Annotated in this window: 12 protein-coding genes and 1 pseudogene; 6 read left to right on the top strand and 7 right to left on the bottom strand. The window is 65.3% G+C overall.

Annotated elements, in window-relative coordinates; translation table 11 throughout:
* The 6 genes from ACIPZ5_RS26600 to ACIPZ5_RS26625 form a co-directional block, all read left to right on the top strand.
* A partial coding sequence (locus ACIPZ5_RS26600) for a muconolactone Delta-isomerase family protein (protein ID WP_400811529.1) occupies positions 1-126 on the top strand: 126 nt, incomplete at its 5' end.
* Between the two features lie 51 nt (positions 127-177).
* The gene (catA, locus tag ACIPZ5_RS26605) at positions 178-1,113 is read left to right on the top strand and encodes a catechol 1,2-dioxygenase (protein WP_400811473.1); all 936 of its coding nucleotides are present in this window, start codon (positions 178-180) and stop codon (positions 1,111-1,113) included.
* Positions 1,114-1,373: 260 nt separating this feature from the next.
* Entirely contained in the window at positions 1,374-2,732 is a 1,359-nt protein-coding gene (locus ACIPZ5_RS26610) for a spinster family MFS transporter (protein WP_400811474.1), read from the top strand.
* Position 2,733: 1 nt separating this feature from the next.
* Positions 2,734-3,693, top strand: coding sequence for an AraC family transcriptional regulator (locus tag ACIPZ5_RS26615; protein ID WP_400811476.1), 960 nt, complete (start codon positions 2,734-2,736; stop codon positions 3,691-3,693).
* Positions 3,694-3,790: 97 nt separating this feature from the next.
* A complete protein-coding gene (locus ACIPZ5_RS26620; protein WP_400811478.1) occupies positions 3,791-4,891 on the top strand; it encodes an NAD/NADP octopine/nopaline dehydrogenase family protein in 1,101 nt (366 codons plus the stop codon).
* Positions 4,888-5,904 carry a 3-hydroxybutyryl-CoA dehydrogenase gene (locus ACIPZ5_RS26625; protein ID WP_400811479.1) on the top strand — a complete coding sequence of 339 codons (1,017 nt, stop codon included), beginning with the start codon at positions 4,888-4,890 and terminating at the stop codon, positions 5,902-5,904. Before ACIPZ5_RS26620 ends, ACIPZ5_RS26625 begins: the two co-directional genes overlap by 4 nt.
* Here ACIPZ5_RS26625 and ACIPZ5_RS26630 read toward each other — a convergent pair.
* The 7 genes and pseudogenes from ACIPZ5_RS26630 to ACIPZ5_RS26660 all read right to left on the bottom strand — a co-directional run bounded on the left by ACIPZ5_RS26630 (position 5,866) and on the right by ACIPZ5_RS26660 (position 13,945).
* Positions 5,866-6,621, bottom strand: coding sequence for a methyl-accepting chemotaxis protein (locus ACIPZ5_RS26630; RefSeq protein WP_400811531.1), 756 nt, complete (start codon positions 6,619-6,621; stop codon positions 5,866-5,868). The genes ACIPZ5_RS26625 and ACIPZ5_RS26630 overlap by 39 nt on opposite strands.
* 102 nt (positions 6,622-6,723) lie before the next feature.
* A pseudogene (locus ACIPZ5_RS26635) lies at positions 6,724-7,998 on the bottom strand (HAMP domain-containing protein); the annotation flags it as partial.
* Positions 7,999-8,523: 525 nt separating this feature from the next.
* The gene (locus ACIPZ5_RS26640) at positions 8,524-9,822 is read right to left on the bottom strand and encodes an MFS transporter (RefSeq protein WP_400811481.1); all 1,299 of its coding nucleotides are present in this window, start codon (positions 9,820-9,822) and stop codon (positions 8,524-8,526) included.
* A gap of 22 nt (positions 9,823-9,844) precedes the next feature.
* Positions 9,845-11,089 (bottom strand): OprD family outer membrane porin, encoded by a 1,245-nt coding sequence (locus ACIPZ5_RS26645; RefSeq protein WP_400811483.1) that lies wholly within the window; start codon positions 11,087-11,089, stop codon positions 9,845-9,847.
* Between the two features lie 126 nt (positions 11,090-11,215).
* Positions 11,216-12,175: a PDR/VanB family oxidoreductase gene (locus tag ACIPZ5_RS26650; protein ID WP_400811485.1), complete on the bottom strand. Its 960-nt coding sequence runs from the start codon at positions 12,173-12,175 to the stop codon at positions 11,216-11,218.
* A gap of 10 nt (positions 12,176-12,185) precedes the next feature.
* Complete coding sequence (locus tag ACIPZ5_RS26655) at positions 12,186-12,662, bottom strand: aromatic-ring-hydroxylating dioxygenase subunit beta (protein WP_400811534.1); 477 nt, start codon at positions 12,660-12,662, stop codon at positions 12,186-12,188.
* A complete protein-coding gene (locus ACIPZ5_RS26660; RefSeq protein ID WP_400811487.1) occupies positions 12,662-13,945 on the bottom strand; it encodes a Rieske 2Fe-2S domain-containing protein in 1,284 nt (427 codons plus the stop codon). The genes ACIPZ5_RS26655 and ACIPZ5_RS26660 overlap by 1 nt, the downstream gene beginning before the upstream one ends.
* Positions 13,946-14,074: the final 129 nt, after the last annotated feature.

Below are 14,074 nucleotides of genomic sequence, written 5' to 3' on the forward strand. Positions count from 1 at the left end.
TTCGACGTGCCCAGCGTCGAGGCGCTGCACGACACGCTGATGCAGCTGCCGCTGTTCCCGTACATGGACATCGAGGTCGACGGCCTGTGCCGCCATCCGTCGTCGATCCACAGCGACGACCGCTGATTCACCCTTGAACCACGACTACCAGACAAGAACAATTCGAGGTAAGCAGAAATGACCGTGAAGATTTCCCACACTGCCGATATCCAGGCGTTCTTCGAGCAAGTGGCCGGCCTTGGCCAGACCGAGGGCAACCCGCGCTTCAAGCAGATCATCCTGCGCGTGTTGCAGGACACTGCACGCCTGATCGAAGACCTGGAAATCACAGAGGACGAGTTCTGGCATGCCATCGACTACCTCAACCGCCTGGGCGGGCGCAACGAGGCGGGCCTGCTGGCGGCCGGCCTGGGCATCGAGCATTTCCTCGACCTGCTGCAGGATGCCAAGGATGCCGAAGCCGGTTTGACCGGCGGCACCCCGCGCACCATCGAAGGCCCGCTGTACGTGGCCGGTGCACCGCTGTCCGTGGGTGAGGCGCGCATGGACGACGGCACCGATCCGGGCGTGGTGATGTTCCTCCAGGGCCAGGTGTTCGATGCCGACGGCCAACCGCTGGCCGGTGCCACCGTGGACCTGTGGCATGCCAACACCCAGGGCACCTACTCGTACTTCGACTCCACCCAGTCCGAGTACAACCTGCGCCGACGCATCGTCACCGATGCCGAGGGCCGCTACCGTGCGCGCTCCATCGTGCCGTCCGGTTATGGCTGCGATCCCCAGGGCCCGACCCAGGAATGCCTGAACCTGCTTGGCCGCCACGGCCAGCGCCCGGCCCACGTGCACTTCTTCATCTCGGCACCGGGCCACCGCCACCTGACCACGCAGATCAACTTCGCCGGCGACAAATACCTGTGGGACGACTTCGCCTATGCCACCCGCGATGGCCTGATCGGCGACCTGCGCTTTGTCGACGATGCCGCAGCGGCCCGTGACCGAGGCGTGCAGGGCGAGCGCTTTGCCGAGCTGTCGTTCGACTTCCGGCTGCAGACCGCCAAGGCGCCAGAGGCCGAGGAACGCAGCCACCGACCTCGGGCACTGCAGAGTGCCTGAGTCCCTGTGACGGCTTCATCGCCGGCAAGCGAGCTCCCACAGGATTGATGCAGCTCCAGAAGGCTGCGCTGTACCTGTGGCAGCCGGCTTGTCGGCGATGATGCCGGTGCAAGCTGAAGATGCTCTACCGCCATACACCATTCCAATAACAATAAAGGTCACTGGTCATGTGTAATCCCGCCCTGCGTGCGCTCGCCTGTTACTGACAGGTCACTGCCTTGTAATCCCTATCCAGGCTGTCCCATCAGGAATTCGCGAGCATGAATACCCTCACTCAAGAGCAACACCTCAAGCAGCACAACAAGCGCTATCTCTACGAATGGTACGTGGTCATCCTGTGCATGGTGGCCTACATCTTCTCGTTCGTTGACCGGCAGATCCTCGCCCTGATGATCGAGCCGATCAAAGCCGACCTGCAGTTGAGCGACACTCAGTTCAGCCTGCTGCACGGCCTGGCGTTCTCGCTGTTCTACGCCTTCATGGGCATGCCCATCGCCTACCTGGCCGACCGTTTCTCGCGCCCGCGCATCATCGCCGTGGGGGTGATCTTCTGGAGCTTCGCCACCGCCGCCTGCGGCCTGAGCAAGAACTTCACCCAGATGTTCCTGGCACGCATCGGCGTCGGGGTTGGCGAGGCGGCCCTGTCACCTTCGGCCTACTCGATGTTCAGCGACCTGTTCCCCAAGGAGAAACTCGGCCGCGCGGTGGGTATCTACTCGATCGGCTCGTTCGTCGGTGGCGGCATCGCCTTCCTGGTCGGCGGCTACGTGATCACCCTGCTCAAGGACGCGCAAACCATCGAAGTGGCCTTCCTCGGTGCGATGAAAGCCTGGCAGCTGGCGTTCTTCATTGTCGGCCTGCCCGGGGTGATCGTCGGCCTGCTGGTCTGGCTGACCGTGCGCAACCCGCAGCGCAAGGGCGCGCAACTGGACGCCGACGGTAACGTCCGCAAGGTCCGCCTCAGCGATGGCCTGCGCTTCATCGGCCGCCACCGAGCGACCTTCGGCTGCCATTACCTGGGCTTCTCGTTCTACGCCATGGCGCTGTTCTGCATGATGAGCTGGACCCCGGCGCTGTACATCCGCAAGTTCGGCATGAGCCCCGAGCAGGCCGGTTTCATGCTCGGCACCATCCTGCTGCTGGCCAACACCACCGGCGTGGTGTTCGGCGGCTGGCTCACCGACCACCTGGCCAAGCGTGGGCGCAGTGATGCGGCCATGCGCACCGGGGTGATCGGCGCAGTGGGCATGATCGTGCCGGCGGTGCTGTATTCGCAGGTCGACCAGCTGTGGCTGTCGGTGACCTTGCTGGTGCCGGCGATGTTCTTCGCCTCGTTCCCGATGCCGGCCTCCACGGCCGCCATGCAGATCCTCTCGCCCAACCAGGTGCGCGCCCAGGTGTCGGCGGTGTTCCTGCTGATCAGCAACCTGCTCGGGCTGGGCCTGGGTACCACGCTGGTGGCGCTGATCACCGACCGCTATTTTGGCGCCCCGGCAGCGGTCGGTTCGTCGATGTCGATCGTCAGCTTCGCTGCCTCGTTGCTGGCCATCGTGCTACTGGCCAAGGGCTGCAAATGCTTCCGTGACAGCATGCGCCGCGAACACTCGGCCGAGGCCTGAGATGCTGGCGGACATCCAGCTGCTGGAGCGCTTTCCGCTGTTTCACTCGCAGGATGTGGCCCAGATGCAGGTGCAGCTGGCCCGCTACCTCTGCCCGCATCGGCTGCGGGTGCTGGACGATGCTGCGCCGCAGTTGCAGGTCAGCGGCGTGGAGTTTGCCGGCGTGCGGCTGCTGCAGTTGCATTACGATGCTCCGGTGGAAGTCAGCCTGGAGGGTACAGGCGCGCAGTACCTGTTCCGCACCACCCTGCAGGGGCAGTGTGAAGTCAGCCACGGCCGCGAGCATGCGGCCGTGGCGCCAGGCGGGCTGAGCGTCAGCTCACCGTTCGCCAGCAGCCGTATCGTTACCGGGGGCACTTGCCGCAATGCCGTGCTCAGCATACCTCGCGAGGCGCTGGAGCTGCCCCTGCAGCAGTTGCTGGGACGCAGCCTGAGGCAGCCGCTGGCGTTCGACGTGCCACTGGCGGCCGACCACCCAGGTGTCCATGCGCTGGGCCTGACACTGGATTACCTGTGCCGGCTGTTCGCCCTGCAACTGAGCCTGGCGCCGTTGCGCCAGGGCCTGGTGGATCACCTGGTGCAACTGCTGCTGACCCAGCTGCCGCACAACTATTGCGCCGCGCTGCTGCAACCGGCAGGCACCCCGTTGCCCAGCCATGTGCGCCGGGCCCGCGAGCACATCGAGGCAAACCTGGACCAGCCGCTGGCGCTGGCCACCCTGTGTGCGCTCAGTGGCGTTTCGGTACGCACGCTACAGAATGGCTTTCGCCAGTTCCTCGGGCAGACGCCGGTCGAGTACATCCGCGATCGGCGCCTGCAGGCGGTGCACACGGCATTGCAGCGAGGCGAGGGGAGCGTGACCGAGGTACTGCTGCGTTTCGGCATCAACAGCCCCGCGCATTTCACCCAGCAGTACCGGCAGCGCTTCGGTTGCCTGCCCTCCACCACGCTCAGGGGCTGAAAGCTGCGCAATCGGTAGCCTGCCTGCGCGATCCGCAGCGCCGGCCAAGCGCGTGATGGCTAGCATCGGCCTACCTTACCCACGCGGAGTTCCACCCATGCAAATCACTGTTCTTGGCGGCGGCCACGGCTGCTATGCAGCGGCTGTCGAGATGGCCGAGCGCGGCCATGCCACCCGCTTGTGGCGGCGCGACGCGGCGGCCCTGCAGGCACTGCAGGCGATTGGCAGCGTTAGCGTACGCGATTACCGCGGCACCCGCCGGCTGCCCCTTGGCGACAACCTGCAACTGGTCACCGACCTGGCAGCAGCACTGCAGGGCGCGGACCTGGTGATCATCCCCTTGCCGGCAACCAGTCACGCAGCCCTGGCCGCTGAAGTCGCGCCGTTGCTCAGTGCCGGCCAGGTGGTGTTCCTGCCGCCAGGCACCTTCGGCAGCTACCTCTTCGCCAAGGCCATGCGCGACTGTGGCAACCCTGCCGAGGTGGCCTTCGCCGAAACCGGGACCTTGCCGTACCTGGTGCGTAAGCATGGCGCCGACCAGCTGGTGATCAGTGCCTACGCCACGCGCCTGCCGACCGGCGTGTTGCCCAGCCGCCTGTCGGCGCATGCCTTCAGCGTGCTGCGCGAGGCGTATCCCAGCGTCGAGCCGATCGAAGATGCCCTGAGTGGTGCCTTGATGAACGCCGGGCCGGTCATTCACCCGCCGCTGATCCTGATGAATGCCGGGCCGTTGGAGCATTTCGCGTCGTGGGACATCCACAACGAAGGCACCCAGCCTTCGATCCGCCGAGTGACCAATGCACTGGACGCCGAACGCATGCGCGTGCGCGAGGCGCTGGGCTACCCGGCACCGCACTTTCCGTTGGCCGACCACTACAACACTGACCAGGGCGATGAGTGGATGTACGGCCGTGGTGCCCATGGCAAGCTCACCGACAGCGGTGACTGGCGCGAGAAGATCGACCTGCAGCAGCACCGCTACATGCTCGAAGACACTCGCCTGGGGCTGTCGCTGCTGGTCTCGGTCGGGCGCTGGGCCGGTGTGCCTACGCCGGTGGCGCAGGGCTTGCTAGCCTTGGCCTCGGCGGTGACCGGGCGTGACCTGTATGGCGAAGGCCGCACCCTGGAAAACCTCGGCCTGGCGGCGCTCGACCGCGCACAGATGGCGGCCCTGCTGCGTGACGGTGTTGCGCCATGAGCGGGCCATTACAGCGCATCGCCGTGGTCGGTGCCGGGCGGATGGGCGAGGGCATCGCCCTGGCCTTCGCCCAGGCCGGCGTCCATGTCAGCCTGATCGACCTGAAGGCGCGGCAGGCGCAAGCCCAGGCCAGCTACTTCGAGGCGGTCAGGCGTAACCTTGCCGTCGAGGCGCAGAGCCTGGTGGCCCTCGAACTGATCGGCGCGCAGCAGGCCGAGCGATTGTTGTCGCGGGTTCAACTGCTGACACTGGGGGAGGGCGGCCAGGCGCTGCAAGGTTGCCGGCTGGTGTTCGAAGCGGTGCCCGAAGTGCTCGAAGCCAAGCGCGAGACCTTTGCCTGGATCGACCGGCATGTGGCCGCGGACGCGGTCATCGCCTCCACCACCTCGACCTTCCTGGTCACCGAGCTGGCCGCCATGGTCAGCGCGCCTGGGCGCATGGTCAACGCACACTGGCTCAACCCGGCACACTTGATGCCGCTGGTAGAAGTCTCTCGCAGCGCTGCAACCTGCGACGCGGTGGTTGCCGAGCTGCTGGCCACCTTGCAGGCCATCGGCAAGGTACCGGTGCTGTGCAACGCCACCCCTGGTTTCATCGTGCCGCGCCTGCAGGCGCTGGTGATGAACGAGGCGGCGCGCATGGTCGAGGAGGGGGTGGCCAGCGCCGAGCAGATCGACCTGGCCGTACGTACCGGTTTTGGCCTGCGCTTCTCGGTACTGGGCCTGCTGGAGTTCATCGACTGGGGCGGTGGCGACATCCTGCATCACGCCTCACGTTACCTCAGCCGCCACCTGGGCGAGCGCTACCAGGCGCCCCCTTCAGTGCTGGAGAACATGGCCAGCGGGCGCAACGGCCTGCGCGATGGCGTGGGGTTCTACGACTACCGCGATACCGACCTTGATGCCTACCGCCACGCGCGCCTGGCGAACCTGGTGCAGCGCCTGCACCAGGCCGGGCTGGCGCCGCGCTTTGCCTCAGGCCTTGAAGCGCTCGATCAGCCCTTGCTGCTCTGACGCCAGGTCGTTCAACTGCTGGCTGATCCCCGCCGAGCGCTCGGCCTGGCCGGACAACGAGGCGGTGACATCGCGCACCGCCTCGACGTTGCGGTTGACCTCTTCGGCCACGCTGCTCTGCTGTTCGGCGGCGCAGGCGATCTGCACGTTCATGTCGGTGATCACGCTGACCGCCTGACGAATCTGCGCCAGCGCCTGCAGGGCCTGGCGTGCTTGCTCGGCATTGGCCTGGGCCTGCTGGTAGCTGTGCTGCATGGCGCCGGTCACCTCGTGGGTGCCGTTGCGCAGGTTGTCGATGATCGCGCCAATTTCTTCCACCGAGGCCTGGGTGCGCTGGGCCAGCCCGCGCACCTCGTCGGCGACCACGGCAAACCCGCGGCCGGCGTCACCGGCGCGGGCTGCTTCGATGGCCGCATTGAGCGCGAGCAGGTTGGTCTGCCGGGCAATCGACAGGATCACACCCATCACCGCACCGATCTGCTCGCTGCTCGCGGCCAGTGCATTCAGGCGCTGCATCCCGTCACTCATGCCCGTGGCCAGGGCCTGGATGCCCTGGGTGGTGCTTTCGATCACCTGCACACCGGCGCCGGTGGCCTGGTCGGCATGGCGCGCCGCCTCGGCAGCTTGCGCAGCACTGTGGGCTGCGGCCTGGGCAGTGGCAGACATTTCGTGCAAGGCGGTGGCCATCTGTTCGATTTCGCGGAACTGCTGCTGCATGCCCGCGCTGGTCTGGCTGGCGATGCGCGCCGACTGGTCGGCGGTGTCGCGGGTATCGCGCACACCGCCCTGGACCTGGGCGATCACCGGTTGCAGGCGCTCCAGGAAGCGGTCGAAGGCGCGGCTCAGGCGGCCCAGTTCATCCTTGCCGGGGTAGGCCAGGCGGCGGGTCAGGTCACCTTCGCCTTCGGCGATGTCTTCCAGCAGGTAGGCGACCCGCAGCAGCGGGCGGCTGACGCTGCGCGCGGTCAGCCACATCATCGCCACGCCCAGCAGTGCGATGCCCAGGCCAAGACCGATCTGCAGGGCCAGGCTGCGCAGGCGCTGGGTGCGCATCTGTTCCTGCAGGGCGGTGACCGGCGCGCCGAGCACGTCCTTGCCGACACTGACCAGCACGGCCCAGGGGCTGGCTTCAGGCAGGGGCTGGATCGGCACCAGCATGCGCATGTGCCTGGCATCCTCGAACGCCTGTGTATGGCCTGCGGCTGCGGCGCCGAGCATGGCAGCGGCCTGTTCGGGGTGGCGTGCCTTGAGCAGCGTACCGAGGCGTTCGGGGTGGCTGCTGTCACCGGCCAGCAGCCCGGCGGTGCTGACGATGGCGATATCGCCCTGGCCGCCGTACAGCGCTGCGGTGGCTTTTTCGGCATCACGTTGCAGCGTCGCCAGGTCGATGTCCAGGCCGATCACTGCAACCACACGGCCCTGGTCGATCAGGGGCAGGGTCAGGCTGGTGACCAGCCGCGCGGTGCCGCTGGAGCTGTCGACATAGGGTTCGAGCAGGCAGGGTTTGGCGCTGGCGCGCGAGCAGCTGAAAAACGCATTGAACGGCGCGCCACTGGGGCCGGGCGAGGTGTCGGCCAGCATTTTCTCGTCGCCCGGTACTGCCTGCAGTTGGCCGGGGCCTGGTTGCAGCCAGTACAGGGCGAAGCGGCCCTTGTCGTTGCTGCCAAGGTCCAGGCGGGCAGGGAAGTCGGCGTCGTGGCCGTCCAGGGCGTTTGGCTCGAAGGTGATGAACAGCCCCAACAGTTCCGGGCGCCCGGCCAGGGCATCGCGCAGCACCTGTGTGAGGTCGCGGCGCAGTTCGGCCGCGGGCATGCCTGCGCGTTGGCGCAGGTGCATGACCTGGCGGCCAACGCCTTCGGCAAAGGTGTAGGCGTGAGCGAAGCCCTGCTGGATCTGCAGTGCCTGGGCCTGGCCTTCGGCACGCAGGTTGTTGCGCGCGGCGGCCAGCAGCATGTCGCTGGCGCTGCTGCCGACCTGATCTTCGCTGCTTTGGCGCTGGGCCAGGGCCAGTGCGGTGAGGAGCACGACGACGGCAGCCAGGCACAAGCTGGCGAGCAGGGTGATCTTGTTGTGGATGCTCAAGGCGTTGGTCATGTTGTTGTTTTCCGCGACGCGAGTAGGGCTCGCGGCAGGCTACCGGGGCTTGGCGCAGGGCGGAATGGCTTGAGGGTGGATTGGCAGGCAGGGGCAAGAGGTTGGCACAGGTGGGCAAATTGATTGGGGTTCAGGGTGCCTGGCTTGAGGGTTGTGGTGCCTGTGAGATCGAGCGCCGCCCGCGCGGCGCTTCGCGGGGCAAGCCCGCTCCCACAGTCTGTTTCGGGCCAATCCCTCCTGTGAGGTCTCCACTGTCCGCCTTGGTTGTCCCCTTTGATATCTGGGGTGGGCGCAGTTGCTTTCCATCTGTCTTCTGTCATGCACCAAGGCGGACAGCGGTAATTGCACAGGAGAGATTGGCCGGAAACAGACTGTGGGAGCGGGCTTGCCCCGCGAAGCGCCGCGCGGGCGGCGCTCGATCTCACAGGCACCACAACCCTCAAGCCAGGCACCTGCCAGCCCCACCCCAATAAAAAGCCCGAACCCTCCCCGCACGGAAAGGCCCGGGCAAAAAACCGAGCGAATCTAGGCCTTGGCCTGTGGCTTGATGGTAATCACCGCCAGGGTGGTAATGGCCCCCATTACCACCAGCATAACCGACACCGGCCAGGCATCCTTGTACAGGCTGAACAACGCCGTCGCTGCCAAGGGCGCCAACCCTCCGGAGAAGATCGAGGCGATTTCATGCCCCATGGCCAACCCGGAATAACGCACCTTGGGCGGGAACAGCTCACCCATCAGCGCCGGCTGGGTGCCGATCATCGCGCCATGACAGAAAGCCATGCCCAGCAACGCCGCCAGGTACACCCACACCGGCGAATGGGTATCGAGCATCCAGAAGAACGGAAACGCCAGCACCATCAAACCGACCGAGCCGATGGCATACACCACGCGCCGGCCGATGATGTCCGACAGCCAGCCCCAGAACACGATGGTGCCGGCCTCGACGATCATCGCCACCATCACGCTGGCCAGCACCAGCTGCGTATCCAGCCCGGTGAATTTGGCGTAGGCGATGGTGAACGCCAGGAACAGGTAGGCGCTGCCGTTCTCGGCGATGCGGATGCCCATGGCCTGCAGCACCGCCTTGGGGTGCTTGCGCAGCACTTCCATGGCCGGCATGTGCTCAGGCTTGTCCGCTTGCGCCTGTTCCTCGACGAATGCCTTGCTCTCCGGCAGGCGCCGGCGAATGTACACGCCGACGCCAAAGATCAGGATGCTGGCCAGGAACGGCACGCGCCAGCCCCAGCTCATCATGTCTTCATGGGGCAGCATCTGCACCAGGTAGAAGGCCGCCGCCGACAGCACGAAGCCACCTGACACGCCCAGTTGGCTCCAGGCCGCATAGAAACCGACGCGGTCCTTCGGTGCGTTTTCGCTGAGCAGCAGCACGCCGCCACCCCATTCACCGCCCGAGGCCACCCCTTGCAGCACGCGCAGGATCACCAGGCACGCCGGTGCCAGGTAGCCGGCCTGTTCGAAGGTGGGCAAAAGGCCCATGGCGAAGGTCGCTGCACCCATGATCGCCAGGGTCATGACCAGGGCCTTCTTGCGCCCGGCCTTGTCGCCGATGTGGCCAAAGATCAGGCCACCCAGCGGGCGGGCGAGAAAGCCCACGGCAAAGCCTGCGAACGAGGCCAGGGTGCCGAGCACCGGGTCGGTGCCGGCGGGGAAGAACAACGGGGCGAAGATCAGCGCCGCGGCCGTGCCGTAAAGGAAGAAGTCGTACCATTCCAGGGCGTTGCCCAGTACCGAGGCAATGACGATGCGGCGCATGGTGCGGGGGTCGGTATCGCGGGTGATGCTGGTGTTGAGGTTAGTCATGAGCCATCTCCATGCGGGCCACTTACCAGAACTTCCAGGTGTAGGAAGTGATCAGGCGGTACTCGGTGTAGTCGTTGCCGTACTTCTGCTGGGTACGCATGTTCTTCAGGTCGAACGACAGGTCCTTGAGCGGGCCGCTCTGGACCACGTAGCTAAGCATGATGTCGCGCTCGCTTTCCTGGTCGCGTGCAAGGCCCGGGCCGCGATCGACGTCGGTACCTTTGATGTAGCGGGTGAACAGCTTGAGGCCGGGTATGCCCATGGCGACGAAGTTGTAGCCGTAGCGCACCGACCAGCTGCGCTCGTCCGGGCGGATGAAGGGGATGCTCGCCCAGTTCGGCAGCCACAGTTGCGGCACGTAGCCGTTCAGGGTCGGGAACACCGTGTCGCCGGTCATGCGCTGGTAGCTGGCGCCGACCATGTGGCCGCTCTTTTCCAGGGTCACCAGGCCGAAGTAGGCGCGGTTGTCCACCGGGCCGCTGCGCGCGGCGCCGTCTTCACGGTTGTTGAAGTAACCGACGTCGGTTTTCAGCTGGTAGCCGTCGGCGAACTTCAGGGTGTGCTTGATGCCGCCGTAGTCCTGCTTGTAGATGTCGTTGAGCACGCCGTGGAAGTAGCTGCCCTGCAGGTCTGGGGTGAAGTTGTAGGTGGCACCGGCGAAGTCCAGGCCATCGCTGTCCAGGCTATCGTTGGTGCCATAACGGTACAGGCGCTCGTGGTTGGACGACTCGCGGGTGACGATCGACCAGAAGCGCCCGCCCACCAGGGTCAGGTTGTCGATGTCGCGCGATTCGATCACCGCACCTTGGTAAATGGTGTCGAGTTGGCGGCTGGGGTCGTTGGAGGCGACCGGGTAGAACGGCTTCTGGTCACCAATCTTCACCTGGGTCTTGGCGTACTTGAGCTTCAGCGTCGCGCCGCCGCGGCTGTAGTCATCGGCGGCCTGTTGGCGATGCTGGCTGAACGGCAGCGAGCCGTCGTTGCCGGTGGAGTCCAGGCGAAAGGCATACTGGCCATTGAGATCAAGGCCAACGGCCAACGGGGTGTCGGTGTAGCCGGACTCGAACTGCAGGTCGAAGCCCTGCGACCAGTTGCCGACCTTGGATACCGGCGCACTGGAATTGGTGAAATTGCGGTTCAGGTAGAGGTTACGGAAGTTCAGCGACAGGTGGCTGTCATCCACCACATCGGCGAAGCTGGTCAGGGGTAACACGGTGCCCACACACAAGCACAACGATTTCGCACGCAACGGCCATTTGAGATCCATGGGGTAATCCTGGAAAGCGTAATCCTGGAAATGTGATCAGTACAAAGTCTCGGCAGTGGTTCAACTGGGCAGAGGCGCTCTGCAGGTCTATGGCCCGCTTGTCTGTCACGTATTGTTTTTGTTGTTCTAGATATCCAGCACCAGGCGCTTGCCGCGCGCCCGGGAACAGCACAGCACGATCTGTTCGTTGCTCTGTTTCTCCTCATCGGTCAGGTAATGGTCACGGTGATCAGGTTCGCCTTCGAGCACATCGCACAGGCAGGTGCCACACACACCTTGCTCACACGACACCTCGACCTTGACGCCTACTTCGCGCAGGGCGGCAGTCAGGGTTTGCCCGGCTTGCACCTGCACGGTCTTGCCGCTGCGTGCGGCGACCACCTCGAAGCTGTCGCCCGAGGTGTCGACCTCGGCCTGGAAGTACTCGTGGTGGATATGCTGCTCATCGAAGCCTTGCCGGCGTGCGCCCTCGATCACCCAGTCCATGAAGCCCGTCGGGCCGCAGGTGTACAGGTGCACGCCGGGGCTGCCCGGGCCGAGCACGCGGGCCAGGTCCAGTTGCTGCTCGGGGCCTTCGTCGCTGAAATGGGTGAACACGCTGGCGGCGAACGGCGCGGCCAGCAGTTCATCGACGAAGGCGCAGCGGCTGCGCGAGCGGCCGCGGTAGTGCAGCTCGAACGGCTGGCCCTGGGCGTGCAGGGCATGGGCCATGGCGATCATCGGCGTGATGCCGATGCCACCACCCAGCAGGATCGAGCGTTGCGCATTGCCAGCCAGCGGGAACAGGTTACGCGGTGCACTGATGCGCATCGGCGTGCCGGGCTGTAGCTGTTCGTGCACCGCCACGGAGCCGCCGCGGGACTGGTTGTCCTTAAGCACGCCGAGGCGATAGACATCGGCTTGTGCCGGGTCGCCGCACAGCGAGTACTGGCGGACCAGGTTGGGAGCCAGGTGCAGGTCGACGTGGGCGCCGGCGGCAAAACGCGGCAGCGCCCGGCCATCGACGGCGGCCAGTTCCAGGACGACCACGTTGCCCCCTTGCACCTCGCGGGCCTGGACGATCACATCGAGCAGTTGATCGTTCATCAGCCTGGCCTCAGAGGATGTAGCCGATACCGGCAAGGGCATCGTCGCTGTTGATCAGGCTGATCACCTTGCGGTGGATCCTGAAGCCGCCTTCAGCGCGGACCAGGGTGTAGGTCAGGTCGGCGCTGTAGTGCTTGAGGCTTTCCTTGCGGAACTCGCGGATGTTCTGCGCGGCCCGCACGGTGACGTTGACACCGTCGTCGGCCAGCACCCGAAAGCGCGAGATCGTGCGCACGGTGCGTGGCTGCGGGCTGGTGGAGATCGACTCGCCACCGATCAGCCGCTGCACGCGCAGGCCACGCATGTGGTGGTCGTCGTAGGCGTAGTTCAGGGTGTTCTCGTAGTCGGTCTCTTTCGGGTTGATCGGGATGATGTAGGTCCCTTTCTCGGTCCACAGGTTCAGCCAGGTGTCGTATTCACCGTGGTCGAGCATGTCGCCTTCCTGCCAGATGAACGCGGTGACTTCATTGAGCAATTGCAGGTTCATCATTTGGCCTCCGCCGTCATCATCTTCTTCCACTGCTGGTACGCCGCCCGCATGCCGGTTTCGGCACTGACGTCGGAGACCAGGCCATCTTCGCTGGGCTTCTCGCCCGGCAGGCCGCGGTTGAGCATGATCCACAGGTTCTCGCCGGCATTGGCGCCTTTCTGCACGCGCTCCCAAGCCTCGGAATCGTCCGGGGTGCCAAAGCCCATCGGGCCCTGGAAGTGTTCATGCAGGCGCAGGCGGTAGCGATTGGCCGCCGCCGGGCCGCCGTCCATAGTGATCACCGAGTGGTGGATTTCCGTTTCCGTGACCGAGATCGGCTGCAGTACGCGGAAGAACGCCATCGAACAGGCGACGTTGGGGAACAGGTTGAGGTTGAAGCCCGAGCCACCGACGGCGCGCACGATGCGGCGTACCTGCTGTTCCTCGATGCCCTCATCGCGCAGCTCGGCGGCCAGCGACTCGAAACGCTCAGGGATCGGCTTGTCGAGGTCGGCTTCAAGGTCCACCAGCTCGGGAATCATCACCATCACGCTGTGGCCGTTGCCCAGGTCCTCGACGTAGCCGGGGCCTTTGACGAAGTCGAACAGCTCCAGCGTCTGCTCGTCCACCGAGGACAGGAAGCTCTTGTGCACCAGCGGGAAATGGTAGGCGTCGGTGGTGTTTTCCAGCTGGATCTTCCAGTTGCCGGGGAAGCGGAAGCGGTGCTCGCCGGGGACCTTGATGCCGTAGCCGGCGCCTTGCTTCATGAACAGGTCCATCCACTTCTTCGCCGCACCGAGGAAGTCTTCCAGCGGCTCGATATCATCCTTGAAGGTGGCGAAGACCATGCCGGCGTAGCTTTCGGTGCGCAGGCTGACCAGCGGCAGCTCGGCCTTGTCGATGCAGTCGCCGTAGCTTTCCGGGTGCGGGATGCCGCGCAGCGAGCCGTCGAGGGCGTAGCCCCAGCCGTGGTACGGGCAGACGAAGCTGTTGGTCTTGCCCTTCTTGTGCTCGCAGACCGTGGCGCCGCGGTGGCGGCAGCGGTTGAGCAGCACGTTGATGGCTTTCTTGCGGTCACGCACCACGATCACCGGCTGCTTGCCGATGTAGGTGGTCTTGTAGCTGCCGGCGTCCGGGACTTCGCTTTCGTGGGCGACCCAGATCCAGGTGCTGTGGAAGATCTTTTCCAGCTCGGCGTCGAACAGCGCCGGGTCGGTGTACAGGGAGGTGTGGACGCGGTCGGGCTGCACCAGCTCGGCCGGGTCGAGCGTCAGGTTGACGGTGGGGATCAGGTTGCTCACGGGGTCACCTATGTAGGGCGATTTCTTATGTGAGCAACGCTAAAGGGCAGGGGGGTGGGGCTCAATGACAGCGGCGGGCAAAGTCGTTGCGTTTTGCGCAACAACTTCGAAAGCTGCTGCGATCCCCTG

The organism is Pseudomonas sp. NPDC089428, assembly GCF_044749325.1.
In the GTDB taxonomy this organism is placed as follows: domain Bacteria; phylum Pseudomonadota; class Gammaproteobacteria; order Pseudomonadales; family Pseudomonadaceae; genus Aquipseudomonas.